Annotated in this window: 12 protein-coding genes and 1 tRNA gene; 7 read left to right on the top strand and 6 right to left on the bottom strand. The window is 67.1% G+C overall.

The annotated features are described in order from the left end of the window. The first annotated feature begins 9 nt into the window (after positions 1-9). Entirely contained in the window at positions 10-2070 is a 2061-nt protein-coding gene (locus ACQR1H_RS08550; protein WP_434907412.1) for an ATP-dependent helicase, read from the top strand. A gap of 238 nt (positions 2071-2308) precedes the next feature. Here ACQR1H_RS08550 and ACQR1H_RS08545 read toward each other — a convergent pair whose 3' ends face one another. Next, on the bottom strand, positions 2309-3271 hold the full coding sequence (locus ACQR1H_RS08545) for a fatty acid desaturase family protein (RefSeq protein ID WP_434907411.1): 963 nt from the start codon (positions 3269-3271) through the stop codon (positions 2309-2311). A 14-nt stretch (positions 3272-3285) separates the two neighbouring features. Beyond that, the gene (locus ACQR1H_RS08540; RefSeq protein ID WP_316216809.1) at positions 3286-4317 is read right to left on the bottom strand and encodes an alpha/beta fold hydrolase; all 1032 of its coding nucleotides are present in this window, start codon (positions 4315-4317) and stop codon (positions 3286-3288) included. 880 nt (positions 4318-5197) lie between these two features. Between ACQR1H_RS08540 and ACQR1H_RS08535 the strand changes: the two genes are divergently transcribed. Together ACQR1H_RS08535 and ACQR1H_RS08530 are read left to right on the top strand one after the other, a co-directional pair. Next, positions 5198-6235, top strand: coding sequence for an LLM class flavin-dependent oxidoreductase (locus ACQR1H_RS08535; protein ID WP_316182938.1), 1038 nt, complete (start codon positions 5198-5200; stop codon positions 6233-6235). A gap of 234 nt (positions 6236-6469) precedes the next feature. Further along, a complete protein-coding gene (locus ACQR1H_RS08530; RefSeq protein WP_316216811.1) occupies positions 6470-6853 on the top strand; it encodes a hypothetical protein in 384 nt (127 codons plus the stop codon). A gap of 10 nt (positions 6854-6863) precedes the next feature. Here ACQR1H_RS08530 and ACQR1H_RS08525 read toward each other — a convergent pair whose 3' ends face one another. The 3 genes from ACQR1H_RS08525 to ACQR1H_RS08515 all read right to left on the bottom strand — a co-directional run bounded on the left by ACQR1H_RS08525 (position 6864) and on the right by ACQR1H_RS08515 (position 10035). Further along, positions 6864-8999, bottom strand: coding sequence for a tetratricopeptide repeat protein (locus ACQR1H_RS08525; RefSeq protein WP_434907410.1), 2136 nt, complete (start codon positions 8997-8999; stop codon positions 6864-6866). Between the two features lie 82 nt (positions 9000-9081). Then, positions 9082-9774 (bottom strand): flavin reductase family protein, encoded by a 693-nt coding sequence (locus ACQR1H_RS08520; RefSeq protein WP_434907409.1) that lies wholly within the window; start codon positions 9772-9774, stop codon positions 9082-9084. A gap of 184 nt (positions 9775-9958) precedes the next feature. After that, positions 9959-10035, bottom strand: a tRNA-Arg gene (locus ACQR1H_RS08515). A gap of 390 nt (positions 10036-10425) precedes the next feature. On the opposite strand from ACQR1H_RS08515, the gene ACQR1H_RS08510 reads away from it, so the two are divergent. Genes ACQR1H_RS08510 through ACQR1H_RS08500 form a run of 3 tightly spaced genes read left to right on the top strand, consistent with a single transcriptional unit; the run spans position 10426 to position 12929 of the window. Then, on the top strand, positions 10426-11349 hold the full coding sequence (locus ACQR1H_RS08510; RefSeq protein WP_434907408.1) for a spermidine synthase: 924 nt from the start codon (positions 10426-10428) through the stop codon (positions 11347-11349). After that, positions 11346-11963, top strand: coding sequence for a fused MFS/spermidine synthase (locus ACQR1H_RS08505; RefSeq protein WP_315800559.1), 618 nt, complete (start codon positions 11346-11348; stop codon positions 11961-11963). The genes ACQR1H_RS08510 and ACQR1H_RS08505 overlap by 4 nt, the downstream gene beginning before the upstream one ends. A 21-nt stretch (positions 11964-11984) precedes the next feature. Continuing rightward, positions 11985-12929, top strand: a complete 945-nt coding sequence (locus tag ACQR1H_RS08500; protein WP_315800560.1) for a M28 family peptidase — start codon at positions 11985-11987, stop codon at positions 12927-12929. 9 nt (positions 12930-12938) lie between these two features. Here ACQR1H_RS08500 and ACQR1H_RS08495 read toward each other — a convergent pair whose 3' ends face one another. Then, on the bottom strand, positions 12939-15065 hold the full coding sequence (locus ACQR1H_RS08495) for a phytoene desaturase family protein (protein WP_316216816.1): 2127 nt from the start codon (positions 15063-15065) through the stop codon (positions 12939-12941). A 353-nt stretch (positions 15066-15418) separates the two neighbouring features. Between ACQR1H_RS08495 and ACQR1H_RS08490 the strand changes: the two genes are divergently transcribed. Next, the gene (locus ACQR1H_RS08490) at positions 15419-16135 is read left to right on the top strand and encodes a hypothetical protein (RefSeq protein WP_316216817.1); all 717 of its coding nucleotides are present in this window, start codon (positions 15419-15421) and stop codon (positions 16133-16135) included. Positions 16136-16149: the final 14 nt, after the last annotated feature.

Genomic DNA, 16149 nt, shown 5'->3' with positions numbered 1-16149 from the left:
GGACGATTCGTGCAGGCCACGGCTGCGACATATCTCGACGATCTCAATCCGGAGCAGCGCCGCGCCGTCGAGCATGGCGGTGCCTGCGCCGCGCCGGGCCCGCCGCTGCTGATCATTGCCGGCGCGGGCTCGGGCAAGACCAACACGCTCGCGCATCGCGTCGCACATCTGCTCGTCAATGGCGCCGATCCGCGCCGCATCCTGCTGATGACGTTCTCGCGCCGCGCGGCGAGCGAAATGAGCCGCAGGGTCGAGCGCATCGCCCGCAAGGTGCTGGGCGGCCAGGCCGAGGCCGTTACCGCGGGCCTGACCTGGGCCGGCACGTTTCATGGCCTCGGCGCGCGGATGCTGCGCGACTACGCCGAGCGCGTCGGCCTCGACCCTGTGTTCACGATCCATGATCGCGAGGATTCCGCCGACCTGATGAATTTGGTGCGGCATGAGCGCGGCCTGTCCAACACGCAGCGGCGCTTCCCGACCAAAGGCACTTGCCTTGCGATCTACTCGCGTTGCGTCAACGCCGACATGCCGCTGGAGGAAGCGCTGGTGCGGCATTTTCCGTGGTGCGCGGAATGGGCCGGCGAGCTGAAGGGCCTGTTCGCCGCTTACGTCGAGGCCAAGCAGGCCAACGCCGTGCTCGACTACGACGATCTGCTGCTGTACTGGGCGCAGATGATGGCGGACGACACGATCGCGCGGGAGATCGGCGATCGATTCGATCACGTGCTGGTCGACGAATATCAGGACACGAACCGGCTGCAGTCGCAGATCCTGCTCGGCTTGAAGCCGACTGGGGCGGGCCTCACCGTGGTCGGCGACGATGCGCAGTCGATCTACGCCTTCCGCGCCGCCACGGTGCGCAACATCCTGGACTTTCCCGATCAGTTCAGCCCGCGCGCCGACATCGTCACGCTCGACCGCAACTACCGCTCGACCCAGCCGATCCTCACGGCGGCCAATGGCGTGATCGGGCTGGCGCGCGAGCGCTTCACCAAGAATCTGTGGACCGACCGCACGAGCTCGCGCAAGCCGCAGCTCGTGACCGTCGGCGACGAGACCGACCAGGCGCGCTACATCGTCGAGCAGGTGCTGGCGAAGCGCGAGGAAGGCATCGTGCTGAAGCAGCAGGCCGTGCTGTTCCGCACGTCGTCGCACAGCGGTCCCCTGGAGTTCGAGCTCACGCGCCGCAACATCCCGTTCGTGAAGTTCGGCGGGCTGAAGTTCCTCGATGCCGCTCACGTGAAAGACGTGCTGGCCTGCCTGCGCTTCGTTGCCAACCCACGCGACCGCATCGCCGGCTTCCGCGTGCTGCATCTGATCCCGGGCATCGGCCCGGCGTCGGCGCAGCGCCTGCTTGATGCCGTGAGTGAAAGCGCCGATCCGATCGCGCGGCTGTGCGAGCAGCCAACGCCGGCGCGCGCCGGCGAGGACTGGACCGCGTTCGTGCGCACGCTGGAGCAGTTGCGCGTCTCGGAATGGCCTGGAGATATCGAGCGCGTCAGGCACTGGTATCAGCCGCATCTCGAGCGCGTCCACGACGACGCCGAGGTCCGCACCGCCGATTTGCTGCAGCTCGAGCAGATCGCGAGCGGCTATCCCTCGCGCGAGCGCTTCCTCACCGAGCTGACGCTCGACCCGCCCGACGCCACCTCCGATCAGTCCGGCGTGCCCCTGCTCGACGAGGACTACCTGATCCTCTCCACCATCCATTCCGCCAAGGGGATGGAGTGGAATTCCGTACACGTCCTCAACGTCGTCGACGGCTGCATGCCATCCGATCTCGGCGCCGGCTCCAGCGCCGAATTGGAGGAGGAACGCCGGCTGCTCTATGTCGCGATGACCCGCGCCAAGGACGATCTGCATCTCCTGGTGCCGCAGCGCTTCTTCGTCCACGGCCAGCCGGTGCGCGGCGATCGTCATGTCTATGCCTCGCGCACGCGGTTCATTCCGGAGGCCCTGGTGCCGCTGTTCGAGCGCACCAGCTGGCCGCGGATGCAGAGGGGCGCGGCGGTGGCGAGCCAGGGCCCGCGGATCGATCTCGGCGCTCGCATGCGCGAGCGGTGGCGGTGAGCTAACGGGGCAGCAGCGCTCGCACGGTGCTCATGACTGCGCCCTCTCCCCTTGTGGGAGAGGGCATCGATACTATCAGCATCATACTCGCTCGGGTGAGGGGTCTCTCTCCATAGCAAGACCGTCTCTGCGGAGAGAGACCCCTCACCCGGCATGATCGAGCGTTGCTCGATCATGCCACCCTCTCCCACAAGGGGAGAGGATGCACCGTCTGCGCGGCGATAGGTCGGGCACAAACTCATTTGCTTCCGAACTTCGTTCCATCAAACTGATCGCGAAACCAGGCCCAGGTCTGCCGCGTCACGGCGACGTAGCCCTGCCCGCGATACTTGATCTCGCCGTCGACGATCGCATGCAGCTTCGGCAGCGCGTGGAACGGCACCGCCGGATAGGCGTGGTGCTCGACGTGGTAGGGCATGTTCCACGCCAGCCAATGCACGATCCGCGTGGTGAAGGTGGTGCGGGTGTTGTGGAAGGCGCTTCTGGTGTGATCACAACCGGTGTGCTCGGCGTAGAGATAGGGCCGGAGGATCAGTTGGCCCAGCAGCAGCGGCAGCACCCAGATCCACAGCAGCAGCGCGCTGTGCAGCGCGACCGAGCCGAGCAGGAGCAGCGCGTAACCAGTGGCATAGGCGCGCGCCTCGCGTACGATGGTGGCGCGGCGACCGGCAGGCACCCACGGCACCGTCACCTCGCCCGTCACCGCATGCTTCAGCAGCAGCCGAAGCCGGCCGGCGACCTGGAGCAGCCCGGAATAGGCGATGGCGAGCTGGGTCTCCGAGCGCGGCTTGGGGCCGACGATCAGCTCCGGATCGCGGAGGGGATCCTGGGTGTGGCGGTGATGCTCCCAGTGGAACAGGCAGTAATATTCATAGGGCAGTCCGATCAGGAAGCCGGAGAGATTGCCGATCGCGAGGTTGAGCCTGCGGCTGTCGAACGCGGTCTTGTGCGCGGTCTCGTGCACCGCCATGAACAGGAAGGCGATCAGCACGCCCTGCACCGGCAGCAAGGGCAGCGCCCAGAGCACACCATGCGTTGATGCGATCACTCCGATCAGCGCACCCACTCCGATGATCGCGCCGTAATGGCTGAGCGTGCGGAGCGCGCCCTGCAGGTTGGAGCGCGTGCAGAGCTGCTGCAACACCGGCGGTGTCAGCAGCTTCGGGCGGGGCGCGAATTCGTCGGTGGGCACGTCGGTCATGTCGAACTCGGGTGTCAGCTCTGGAGAAGCGCGGAAACGTTGGCCTTGATGAAGTCGTGATCGGCCGGGATGCGGACGGGATTGCCGGCCCGGTGGCCGTGGATCGAGGGGATCGGCCGCAGCACGGCGGAACGGGCGTTGACCAGTTTCGGCAGCTCGCGTTCGTTGTCGCGCCAGTCGAAATAGCGGTCAGTTTGCCCCGGCATCAGCAGTATGTGCGCGCTGATCGCCGCCAGCGCCCGATCGAGATCGCCGCCGAACGCCGCGCAATTGCTGATGTCGCCACCCTGCCAGATCGCGATCTGCGCCAGCAGGTTGTCGGCATCGCGATGCGCGAACGCTAAGTCCCAGGTCGCGGCGAGATAGTCCTCCTGCGAGCCAAAACCCTGCTCGCGCCAGGCCTCGTCGCGGTAGAACTCATAGGACATCGCCCAGCCGGCATAGATGCGGCCCATGGCGCGCAGGCCGGCGACAGGCTTCTCGACGAAGCGGCCGTTGCGGAACGCGGGATCGGCCGTCAGCGCCGCCTTCACGGCGTCCAGGAACAGATGGTTATACGGCGAGCAGCGCGCGCTGCCGCACACCACCGCCGCACGCTCCACCATGTCCGGATGGCGCGCGGCCCAGTGATAGGCCTGCATGCCGCCCATCGACCAGCCATAGACCAGCGCGATCCGGCTAATCCCGAACTGTTCCTCCACGAGCCGGCGCTGCACCGCGACCGCGTCGTGATAGTTGATCGACGGGAACGGCGCGTCGCCGAACAGTTCGCGCGTATTCGAGGGCGACGACGACAGGCCATTGCCGAACAGGTTCGGAATGATGATGAAGTAGCTGCTCGGATCGAGCGCGCCGCCGGGCGCGACCAGCCACTCGGTGTCGACGTGCTGGGCGCCGAACGAGGTCGGATAGAGGATGACGTTGTCCTTGGCCGCGTTCAGCGTGCCATAGGTCTTGTAGGCGAGCCGCAGTGACGGGAACGTCACGCCCGATTGCAGCACGACGTCGCCTGCCTCGAAGATCTGATAGTCGCTGCCGGTCGCCATGTGCGTCATCCCGTGTGATCGATGATCGGAGCCTAGGTGATGCGCGGCCGCGCCACACGCCCATTTTTTGGCATGGCATGACCGCACAACAGGCGCGGCCGGCCATCGCATCGGCCGAGGTCATGCGTTCGCGCTCTCGCGGCCGCGCTAGCCCGAGCCTTGTCCGGATCGTTCGCCCTCGGAAACGTGAGGGCGCAGGGAAGACCGGGAGCTCGCCGCCCCCATGGCCCGCCTGCGAAAAAAATGCAGGCGGCAGGAACCACAGGTTCGGCTGGAACATCCCGGCCTTCCCTGCGCGATGGTTTTACAGCTGCTTCGCGATCTCCCTGGGGACCGGCTGTCTTGCCCCCATCGTCGGCGCGCTGCGCTTCCGCACCGCCGTCCGGCTTGACCTCAGCATCGGGAGGCCAGGACCACGCGACTTGACTGTCCGCATCGGATCGTTCGTCGGCGCGACAAAGTCACGCTGCGACCCGCTGCGGCCACCGCATCCCCGCCTCGCGTCTCGTGACGACCGCGCGTACGCCCCTCATCGATGAGGCAGGATAGATGCAATAGAGCACACTTTCTGGAAAAACGAAAGAGAATTTTTTTGCCGCCTTGACATTCACGCGGACGGTGACCGAGCCGCCTTCTCCCCCTCCCTCCACCGTCATGGCCGGGCTTGTCCCGGCCATCCACGTCGTTCGCCGGATGTCGATGGGCGTGGATGCCCGGGGCATGACGTGCCTCAAGCCAACAGGCGAGCTCTCCACAGGGGATTCTGTCGTTGCCGCAACATCGAAACCCTGTGTTTCGTCCCAGCCGCTTGCAATCCGGTTCCGCCCCTTCCAGCTGACAGCGGGACGCCGTATGACGGCCCGACGCAATGGAATGAGACATGATCACACCAATCGAATTCGGCCTGGACACGTTCGGCGACGTCACCCGCGGCGCTGATGGCGACATGGCCTCGCATGCCCAGGTGATCCGCGACGTGGTCGAGGAAGCGGTGCTGGCCGACCAGCTCGGGCTCGATTTCATCGGGCTCGGCGAGCACCATCGCGGCGATTTCGCGATCTCGGCGCCCGAAGTGGCGCTGGCCGCGATCGCGGCGCGGACCTCGCGCATCAAGCTCGGCTCGGCGGTGACGGTGCTGAGCTCGGACGATCCGATCCGCGTGTTCCAGCGATTTTCGACGCTGGACGCCGTCTCGAACGGCCGCGCCGAGGTGATCCTCGGCCGCGGCTCCTTCACCGAGTCCTTCCCGCTGTTCGGCTTCGATCTCAAGGACTACGAGGCGCTGTTCGAGGAGAAGCTCGATCTGTTCGTCAGCCTGCTGCCGCAGCAGCCGCTGACCTGGCAGGGCAATCTGCGCCCGCCGCTGCGCGAGCAGCTGGTCTACCCGCCGGTCGAGCACGGCCGGCTGAAGGCCTGGATCGGCGTCGGCGGCAGCCCGGAGTCCGTGGTGCGCGCGGCGCATTACGAGCTGCCGCTGATGCTCGCGATCATCGGCGGCGATCCGAAACGCTTCGCTGCCTATGTCGAGCTGTACCATCGCGCGATCAAACAGTTCGGCCGCGAGACGAAGCCGATCGGCGTGCATTCGCCCGGCTATGTTGCCGACACCGACGAAGTGGCACGCGAGGAGCTGTGGCCGGACTACAAGACCATGCGCGACCGCATCGGCCGCGAGCGCGGCTGGCCGCCGATGGGCCGCGACGAATTCGTGCAGGAGGCCGACCACGGCTCGCTCTATGTCGGCTCGCCGGAGACCGTGGCGCGGAAGATCGCCGCGACGATCAAGGCCCTCGGCCTGTCGCGCTTTCAACTGAAGTATTCGGCCGGCCCGCTGCCGCATGCGAAGCTGATGCGCAGCATCGAGCTGTATGGCCGGGTGGTGGTGCCGCGGGTGCGGGAGTTGCTGGCGGAGCAGTAGGCCGCCTCCGCGGTTCTTGACCATGTCCGCAACCGCGCCTGGCTCCTGCATCACGGGACCTGGATCAAAGGCGGGCGGCTCGTTCAGGACAATCCAAGCGAGCCGATTAAGAGAGCCTTCGTGACACGCAGCATAAGCTCGACGTCGCGCACGCCTGCTCCGATCAAGGGGGCGCAATCCGATCGGCTGCCCGGAGGCAGACGACGATCTCGCGGGCCTGGGAACGAACTGATGTTGCTGAAGATCATCGCGGTGGTTTACGGACTCTGGTTCGTCCAGGCCGCCCTGGACTCCGGCTTCTACGATACGCCGGCTCACATGGTGAGCTCGACGCTCGCGCTCGGCGGGTTGCTCGCGCTGTTCGATCATGCCTTCAGGATGGGCTTGCTCTCCGCCAACATCTGGCGGGTGGTTGCGCTTGTCTACGTCGCCGACGGCCTGGTCCACGTGGTACCGAGCGCCAAGGCTCTGATCGAGGCGCAACGTTTCGAGGTGCTGGCAGGCGCTGCGGCGATCAGCTTCGTTTTCCAACTCCCGATGCTGTTCAGCTTGTGGCGATTGTCGTTTCCGTCCACGCGCTCGGATCAGACCGGTCTCGCACGCATGGCCACGCGATAGGCGTCGGGCCTCATAAGCCTTCGACGTCCGCTCTCGGCCTCATACCCGGCCCGGGCGACAGCAGCCCGCGCTCACCTGCTACCAGCCGCGCAAGCTCCCCGGCCGTCCGCGCCAGCACACCATCCCAGGCCATCGGCTTGTCCTGGCGGAACAGCCGCATGGTCGGATACCACGGGCTGTCGGCGCGGTCGCGCAGCCAGCGCCAGTCGAGCGCGTAAGGCAACAGCACCCAGACCGGGCGGCCGAGCGCGCCGGCGAGATGCGCCACCGACGTGTCGACGGAGATGACGAGATCGAGCGCGGCGACGGCAGCTGCGGTCTCGGCGAAGTCGCTGAGCAGCGGCCCGAGATCGATGACGTCGGTGCCAAGCTCGGCGAGCCCTAGCGCATCGCCCGGCCGCGGCTCCTTCTGCAAGGAATAGAGCTGCACGCCCGGCATCACCAGCCGCGGCAGCACCGCCTGCGCGGTCAGCGAGCGCTGCCGATCGCCCTTGTGCCTGGGATTGCCGGCCCAGACGACGCCGACCTTCAACGACGGCGCGCGCCCGAGCACGTTGCGCCACGCGGCCATCTTGATCGGATCGGCGGCGAGGTACGGCACCTCGGCCGGGATCGTCTCCAGCGTGGTGCCGAAGATGCGCGGCAGATCCATCAGCGGCGCCTGCAGGTCGATTGGCGGCAGCGGCGCGCCGCGCGGCACCACGGTCACGCCCTCCAGACAGCGCAGCAGGGGCGCGATCGCCGGCTGCACCTGCAGCACGACCGGGCCGCCCATCATCCTGACGCGATCGACATAGCGCACGAATTGCAGCGCGTCGCCGATGCCATATTCGGCGAACAGCAGCAGCGTGCGCCCGTCGAGTGGTGCGCCCCGCCATTCCGGCGCGTCGAAGCGCGGCATGCCCGCGGACAGATCCGGACAGTCGCGGCCCCAGCGGTGCTCGGCAAAGCCGTTCACGAGGTCGCCGCACATCAGCAGGAAATGCGCGTGATTGTAGCGCGCCAGCGCATCGTCGGGCGCGAGCGCGACCGCGCGGTGCGAGGCCGCGAGCGCCGCGTCGATGTCGCCGGCGTTGCGCAGCGCCACCGCGAGATTGGCGTGGCCCTTGGCATAAGCCGGATCGGCGGCGACCGCACGGCGATGCGCCGCGACGGCCTCGATGGTCTCGCCGCGCATCTCATGGATGATGCCGAGATTGGTATGCGCCGGGGCGTGATCGGGCAGCAAGGCCAGCGCGTGCTCGCAGGCGGCCATCGCCGCTTCGATCTGGCCGGTCCCGCACAGGCAGGCGGCGAGATTGCTGAGCACGACCACATCGGTGGGATCGAGCACCGCGGCGCGCCGATAGGCCTCGACGGCCTCGGCCGGGCGGTCGGCCTCGTGCAGCGCGTGCCCGAGCAGCCGTGCAGCGTTGGCATCACCGGGCGCGAGATCGCAGGCCTGACGATAATGGGCCGCGGCCTCGGCAAAGGCGCGCTGCTTGTAGAGCACATCGCCAAGGCTGAGATGCAGGCCGGCATCGTCCCGCCGTGCGGCGAGCGCATGCTGATAAGCCGGCACCGCCGCCGCATAATCTGCCTGGTCGGCGAGCACATGCGCCAGCGCCCGCCACGCGTCGGGGTGGGCCGGGTCGCGTTCGAGCAGCACACGGTAGACGGCTTCGGCCTCCACGAGGCGGCCCTGACGCGTCAGGGCCAGCGCGAGATTCCAGCGCGCATGCGCGAGCGCAGGATCGAGCGTCAGCGCGCGGCGATAGGCCGCTTCGGCCTCGGCGAAGCGCGACAGCTCCAGCAGCGCACTGCCGAGCCTGCTGTGAATCGCCGCATCGCGCGGCCGCAACGCCGCTGCGCGCGCGAACGCATCGGCGGCGCCGTTGCGCTCGCCTTTCACCGCGAGCGCATCGCCGAGCGTGACATAGGCCGCCGCATGGCGGGGATCGCGGGCGAAGACGCGCCCGAGCAGCTCCGCGCCCTCGGCCATGCGGCCGTCGGCAAAGGCGAGGATCGCGGACAGATGCAGCGCCGGCAGATGATCCGGCACCGCCTGGAGGATGTCGCCGCACAGTGCCTTGGCCGGTCCGGCGCGCCCCGCATTGTAATGATCGGCCGCCTCGATCAGCAGCCGATCGACAGCCACAGCCCCCATGATGTCCTTGACCTCTTGCACCCGGATGCAAGCTTGAACGGGCGGCCGGGTGATTCCAGGCGAGACTCGAGGCCGAGCCGGCTCAGCCTGCCGCCGCCTCCATCCGCGTCGGGACGTTGCGCGCGCGCTCGACGTCGGGCGTGCGATAGGCCGCCTCCGGAATGGTCCCGAGCCGCGACTCGTGAAGGCGCGGGCCGAGGCCATAGAACTGCTGGAAGCTCATGATCAGCGGCCGCCATTTGTCGGGGTCGATTCGGTCGCGCGCGCCGTCCATCAGGAGGGTCTCGTCGACATGAACGCGCTGGACGCGGACCTCGAAGCACAGGATGTGCCCCTTCAGCAGCGCGTCGTCATCGGCGATGCCATGCACCGCTTCGACGCGCGCTTCGAGCTGGACCGGGCATTCGGCGACGCGCGGCGCGGCCACCGTTTCGGACCTGACCGCGGTGAGACCGGCCGCGGCGAACTTGTCCGGCTCATGGCGGTAGCCCTTGCGCTGCTTCATCGGCGGCACCGGGGCGGATCCCGTGGTCAGCGCCAGGCGATCGACCGCGGCCACGAGATCGACCGACGGCAGGTTCAGCACGCATTCGCCGGTACGCCGCATGTTCTGCGGCGTCTTCGATCCCGCCGCGAGGCCCAGCATGCAGCGCCAGCCGAGCCAGAACGCCGACGACATCGGCGCGAGATTGAAGCCGCCATCCTCATTGACGGTGCTGATGAGGACGACGGGCGTCCCGAAATAGAGGATGCCCGGCTCGATCGTCGTGTGCATGGATAGCTCTCCAGGGTGATACATTCGGCGGCGATGGCGCGCCGCGCGGACGGGGCTCAGGCCGCCGTCTCACCCGGAGAAGCTCCTCGATCGCGGCGGCGCGCTCCACCCGTTTCCCGAGCGGATCGCACGCGCGACGGTTTGTTCTGGAGAGGTCTGCGCGCGCAAAGGCTGCGGCGGCAGATGGCGATCCCGGCATGACTCGAACATGCGACCTACGGTTTAGGAAACCGCCGCTCTATCCAGCTGAGCTACGGGACCGGAGCCTGCACCGAAGTGCACCTGCTTCGCTGCCTCCATAGCAGACCCGGCCACCGACCGGAAGCCTCTCCGGTCAATGCCTGGACCGGACAGCCGGCCGTGGCACAACGACGCTCGGGTCCTGCGATGGGAAGACGGTGGGAACGCGGCCGCGCGATCCCGGTTGAGGCGGCGCCGACCGATCACACCCCCGTTTGGGAGGGGCGGTTTGACTATCCGGACGGCAGCCGATGGTCTAAGAGAACGGCGCCGATCCGGAACCCGGCCTCGGGATTGCCGTATTGGTCGTGCCTGAGCGCATCTCGTGGCCGGGCCAGCCGGCCGGCGCCGCGAGATCCGACTTGATTCAAGCGCGCCTGCCCATTTCAGCCGAGGGAAACGATTAAGTCGATGCTCATCCGGTCGGTCATTTCAGGCGCGCTCGCAAGCTTCCTCTCCATCGCCGCCGCAGGCGCGCAGGACACCCGTAATCTGCTGGAGTCCAAGGAGTCGCTCTACAACAACATCTATGTCTATGAGCAGCCGCCTTACCGCAGCATGACCTTCGGTCACAACCGCCGCATCTATACCGAGAGCGTCTACAACACCCGCGACGAGCTCGACCTGCCGGTCGACTATACCCGCTTCATGACCGCGAGCGTGATGTACGCCAAGAATGTCAGCTCCATTCTCGAGATCGGCTTCGGCGGCGGCCGCACCGCGTGGTACCTGCACCGCTTCCTGCCCAAGGTGCAGGTGACGTCGGTCGAGCTCGATCCGACGGTGCTGGAGCTCGCCAAGAAATATTTCGGCATCAAGGAGGAGCCGAACTTCCACGTCGCCAACCGCGACGGCCGGCTGTTCGTGCAGGAATCCAAGGACCGCTACGACATCATCCTGATCGACGCCTATCGCGGGCCGTTCGTGCCGTTTCATCTCCTGACCAAGGAATTCTACCAGCTCGTCAAGGACCATCTCGCCGAGGGCGGCGTGGTGGCGCAGAACGTCGAGCCGTCGACGATGCTGTTCGACGCCGCGGTGAAGACCATTCACAGCGTGTTCCCGCAGGTCGACTTCTACGAGGCCGGCGGCAACATCGTCATGGTCGCATATCCCGGCGACGAGCGGAAGGCGGAAGATCTCGCCGGCATCGCGCAAGAGCGCGACAAGGAATTCGGCTTCCGCTACAAGCTCGCCGACATGCTGGCGCAGCGCAAGCGCATCGACATCGACAACGGCCAGGTGATCGACGCCAAGGCCAAGGTGCTGACCGACGACTTCGCGCCGGTCGAGGCGCTGAAGAGCATCGAGCGCCACAACAAGAAGCTGCCATGAGCGAGCACGTGTCCCGCGCCGGCATGCTGGCGATCTATGTCTGCTCGTTCCTGGTCGGCTGCGTGCTGATGGGCTTCGAGATGCTCGGCAGCCGCTACCTCAACCCGTATTTCGGCAGCGGCATCGGCGCCTGGGCGAGCCTGATCTCGACCGTGCTGTGCGCGCTCGCGATCGGCTATTTCGCCGGCAGCGCCATCGTCGACCGGCAACCGTCGACGCGCACCATCGGCACCATGATCCTGATCGCCGCCGCCTACATGGCGCTGGTGCCGGCGACCGCCGATACCGTGATGGCCGACATCCTCGACAGCATCGGCGACGGGCCGATGGCGACGCTGATGGCCTCGACCGCGCTGCTGCTGGTGCCGCTGACCCTGCTCGGCACCTTCTCGCCGATCGCCGTCAGCCTGCTGACGCGCTCGGCCGGCGAGGCCGGCCGTGTCGCCGGCCTGGTCTACGGCGTCTCGACCATCGGCAACGTCGTCGGCACGCTGGTCACGACGTTCGCGCTGATTCCGACCATCGGCTCGCGCGCCATCACCTATTATTTCGCCGTGGTGCTGGCTGGCTGCGCCGGCATCCTGTTCATTCCCTTCGGCAAGAAGCCGTCCTGACATCGTTGAAGAGCTTTTCGGATGACCGAGTTCTGGCCCCGCCTCGCCGCCACCGCGACAACGGCCGCGTTGCTGCTGACGTCGCCGGCCGCCCACGCCGCGGACGCAAAGATCGAATTGTGGGACGGCCAGCGCGCGATGTCCGTCATCGCCGATCTCTTGCGCTTCACGCCGCGCTCGATGGGTGAGCCGGGGCATCAGAAAACGATCGACTACATCAAGGACGCGATGGCCAAGAGCGCGGCGGATGCGGTGCTCACGCAGAGCTTCTCCGCCAAGGGTGACGACGGCAAGGCGATCCCGCTCACCAACATCATCGCCCGCTTCCAGGTGCAGAACCCGCGGCGCGTTATCGTCGCGACCCATTACGACAGCATCATCAAGGCCTATCGCGATCCGAAGTCGCCGGATGCGCCGATGCCGGGCGCCAACAACTCCGCCTCGGCGGTGGCGCTGCTGCTGGAGACCGCCCGCGTGCTGTCGCTGTCGCCGCGGCCCGACGTCGGCATCGACCTGATCTTCTTCGACGGCGAGGAAGGGCCGAAATCGCTCGGCGCCGGCGATCCGACCTGGCGTCCCCTCGGCTCGCCGCATTTCGCGGCCAACCTGAAGACCTATTATCCGACGCACAAGCCGGAGAAGGCGGTCGATTTCGACATGGTCTGCGACAAGGATCTCAAGCTGCAGCCGGAGCCGTCGTCGCTGGCCTCGGCGCTGCCGGAGGTCAAGAAGTTCTGGAGCATCGGCAGCCGGATCGCGCCGCAGGCGTTCTCGCCGGAGCCCACGACGTACCCGATCAGCGACGACCACACGGCGCTGCAGCAGGCCGGAATTCCGAGCTTCCTGGTCATCGACTTCGACTACGAGCCCTATTTCAACACCACGCAGGATACGATCGAACAGTGCTCGGCGCAGAGCCTGGAGACCGTCGGCCGCACCCTGCTGCGCTACCTCTACACGCCCTGATCGCCGCGCTCATGCCGCCTTCGGCGGCGCTGTCATTGCGTCCGATGCGACATCTGATACGCGCGCCAGCAGGCCGGGCACGAGCGCCTCGGCCGCCTCCGCGCCCGAGATCACCACGGCCTCGACGCCGGCTCCGGCATTGCCGCCGCCGGCGATGACGAGATTGCGCACCGGCGCCTTGGCGCCCTTCAGCCGTCCCGACCGGGCCACGCCATAGATCGCGCCGGCACTGGCGAGGTCGTAGCGCGCATAGGTCACGGGGCTGGCGTCGGTGCGGTAGACGATATGCTGCGACAGGCCGGGAATGATGGTCTCGGCGGCGGCGACCATGGCATCGCCGAGCTGCTGCTTGCGCGCCTCGTAGTCCGGCGAGCGCCGCCACGCCTTCCAGTCGTCGCCGCCCTCGTCGGGAAACCAGCTCTTGGCCTGTTCGTGAGGAACGAGGGTGATGATCGTCATCGTCGCATGGCCTTCCGGCGCCGCCGACGGATCGAGCTTGGACATTACCGCGAGCCCGATCCCCATCGGGGAGTCGAGATGCGCGGCGGGCGCGACGTCCGGCACCATGTCGAGGCCGAGATGCACCGAGAAGCACGACGTCGCCGGTACGAGGGCACGGGCGCGCTCGCGAAAGCCGGCCGGCAGATCGTCGGCCTTCAGAAGCTCGGTGAAGGTGCGGCCGAGATCGGCATTCGAGACCACCGCCTGCGCGCGAACCGTGCGGCCGTTGCCGAGCACGACGCCAACGGCGCGGCCCTCCTCGACCAGAATGCGCGTGACCCTGGATTTCAGATGCACCTCGCCTCCCCGGGCGGTGACCGCCTCTGCGAGCACGTCCGCGAGGTGGCCGGAGCCGTCGACCGGATAGAAGCCGCCCTTGAAATAGTAGCCGAAGATCGGGACCATCTGCGCGCAGCTCAGCGTCTCGCTGCCGTCGCCGAGATAGCCCGACAGCGCATTGAGAGTGGCGATCAGCTCGGGATCGGAGACGTGGGCGGCGACGAGCTCGTCGAACGGGCGGTTCATCCAGCGGTACGCCTGCGGATGCTTGCGCGGGAAGGCCAGCATCTCCTCCAATGTGGCGGGCATGCCGGGAATGCCGCTGCGACCCTGCCCCGTCGCATACATGCTCTCGAAGATGGCATGGATGGTGTCGAACAGCCGGGTCAGCCCGTCCGCGCTGGCTGGAAACATCTCGCAAAGCAGTCGGACATAGGCGCGCCAGTCCTCTGGCACCTCGATGCGCCGGCCGGCGAGACGGTAGGAGTGGGTGACCCGCCGCCATTGGATACGGTCGGCGACGCCGAGCCGGCGCAGCACGCCGTCGACCGGCCCGCCGGGCCAGACGCCGGAGAAATCGTGCGGCCCGGCATCGAAGCGATACAGCACCGGCTTGTTGTCGTGGTGCGCCTTGCGAAGATAAGTGTGGCAGAAGCCGCCGGGCACGACGTGGTGGTCGAACACCTTCACCTTCAGCCCGGACTCCGCGAGCAGGGCCGCGGCCGTCAGCCCGCCGATTCCAGCGCCGATCACCGCGACATCGCAATCGGTCTCGGCCGCGGAGGCGAAGCCCGGCGCCGGCCAATGGCACTCCTCGCGCGCGGCCCGCATGCGCAGCAAGGCCTGGCGAATTGCGAAGCGGGGGCCGAAGATCGAGATCAGCGCGCCGCCGATGACGATCGCCGTCGTGATCCAGGAGGCGACGCTGGCCCAGCGGCACAGGCCGAGCACGAGGAACAGGACGCCCCAGAGCCCGGTCATCAGCATGTTGATCAGGTGGAACTGGGGCGTCGAGGCGCTGTCGGCATAGGCCGACCGGGAATAATCCCCGGTCCAGGGGCGGCCGACGGCGAGCGAAGCGAAGCTGATGAGGCCGAGCCCAGCGAAGGACAGCCACAGGGCATTGCCGGCCGTCCAATTCGGCGCGACGTCGTTGGCGATCGCCAGCACGACGAAAAGGGCGAGGCTTCCGAGTTCCAGCAGCGCGAGCTCGCTACGGGAGGCGCGCCAGACATTGGCGGCCAGCGCCAGGGCCAGCGCGGACCACACCGCCCATGCCGGCTGATGCCAGGCCAGCAGGGTCCAGAACACGACGAACGGCAGCAGCGCCAGCTTGACCGTGAGGAACACCTTCATCGCAGCCTCCTCCGCGCCGGGCGGCGCAATCCATCTTTCCAGTGTCAAGATATTCATAGGAGCGCTTGTGCGGTCCAGTCAACACCAATCTTTCCATCGTCAAGATTAGTTTCGTCAACTACGGCGGGATGAAAATGGTGGAAAAAAGCTGCGTATCGTTCCGGCGCCACAGCAAGGTGCGATTCACGAACGGCGCCGCCGTCATTGCCGACCCGACTGTGGCAACGAGATCACGGAACCACGGCAGATAAAGAAGAAAGTCGCAAATTACGCAGCATTGGAGTCACACATCGCCGCAAATTGGCGACAATCTCCCGTCATCTGAGGCGGGGAGCCGCTGAGGATTGCCGTTCGTGTACCGACCCCACTTGCCAATTCTGGTCTTTGCAGCGATCACCTGCCTGCCTGCGGTGCAACCTCAACGCGCGCATGCGGAATGGTGGAGCCGCTCCCCGACGGATTTCGAGGAGTGCGCCGACGCCGCCGAGAAGTCCGCCTCCAAGGAGGAGAAGACCGCGGCGCTGGCGCAATGCAACGCCAAATTTGCCGGGAGACGGAAGCCGGGCGGCGGCTATGTCTACTACGACTTCATGCAGGACCGCAGCTTCGACATCGCCGGGCCCAATCCCACGGCCGAAGAGCAGAAGTTCATCGACCAGCAGTATACGCAATACCTCGAGCGCCAGCGCCACGCCAACATGAGCTCGGCAATGATGTCGCGGCCGCAGACGCAGGACCTCCAGCCCTCGCTCCGGGACATGACGGCGCGGGCCGCGATCGAGCCGCCGAAGCCGGCCATGCCGGCGCCGCCGCCGCAACGGCCGAGCAAGCCGCCGGCCGCGACCGCGCAGGGCGGCTTGCCACCGCCGGCGTCGAACGTGGAGGCACGCGCCCGCATCAAGGCAGCGCAATGCGCCAAGGATGGCTGGCGGCGCGATTCGTTCTCGTGCAACTTTCCGGTCCTGTCGGAGAAGCTCGACGAGCTGAAGCGGATGTTCACCGGCCCGAGCCAGACCGCTGCCGCACCGCCCGGAGCCAAGGCGCCGAAACGGGCCGAAGCCCGGAACTGAGCCGCGCGCGACAC

The organism is Bradyrhizobium sp. HKCCYLRH2015, from assembly GCF_051168215.1.
In the GTDB taxonomy this organism is placed as follows: domain Bacteria; phylum Pseudomonadota; class Alphaproteobacteria; order Rhizobiales; family Xanthobacteraceae; genus Bradyrhizobium.
Note: the sequence above shows the minus strand (reverse complement) of the source record. Positions and strands in the feature narration are given on the sequence as shown.

Excerpts from the sequence above, each read along its gene's own strand:
- ACQR1H_RS08545 (WP_434907411.1), bottom strand. The coding sequence starts at position 3,271 with ATGACCGACGTGCCCACCGACGAATTCGCGCCCCGCCCGAAGCTGCTG.
- ACQR1H_RS08540 (WP_316216809.1), bottom strand. The coding sequence starts at position 4,317 with ATGGCGACCGGCAGCGACTATCAGATCTTCGAGGCAGGCGACGTCGTG.
- ACQR1H_RS08535 (WP_316182938.1), top strand. The coding sequence starts at position 5,198 with ATGATCACACCAATCGAATTCGGCCTGGACACGTTCGGCGACGTCACC.
- ACQR1H_RS08525 (WP_434907410.1), bottom strand. The coding sequence starts at position 8,999 with ATGGGGGCTGTGGCTGTCGATCGGCTGCTGATCGAGGCGGCCGATCAT.
- ACQR1H_RS08520 (WP_434907409.1), bottom strand. The coding sequence starts at position 9,774 with ATGCACACGACGATCGAGCCGGGCATCCTCTATTTCGGGACGCCCGTC.
- ACQR1H_RS08510 (WP_434907408.1), top strand. The coding sequence starts at position 10,426 with ATGCTCATCCGGTCGGTCATTTCAGGCGCGCTCGCAAGCTTCCTCTCC.
- ACQR1H_RS08505 (WP_315800559.1), top strand. The coding sequence starts at position 11,346 with ATGAGCGAGCACGTGTCCCGCGCCGGCATGCTGGCGATCTATGTCTGC.
- ACQR1H_RS08500 (WP_315800560.1), top strand. The coding sequence starts at position 11,985 with ATGACCGAGTTCTGGCCCCGCCTCGCCGCCACCGCGACAACGGCCGCG.
- ACQR1H_RS08495 (WP_316216816.1), bottom strand. The coding sequence starts at position 15,065 with ATGAAGGTGTTCCTCACGGTCAAGCTGGCGCTGCTGCCGTTCGTCGTG.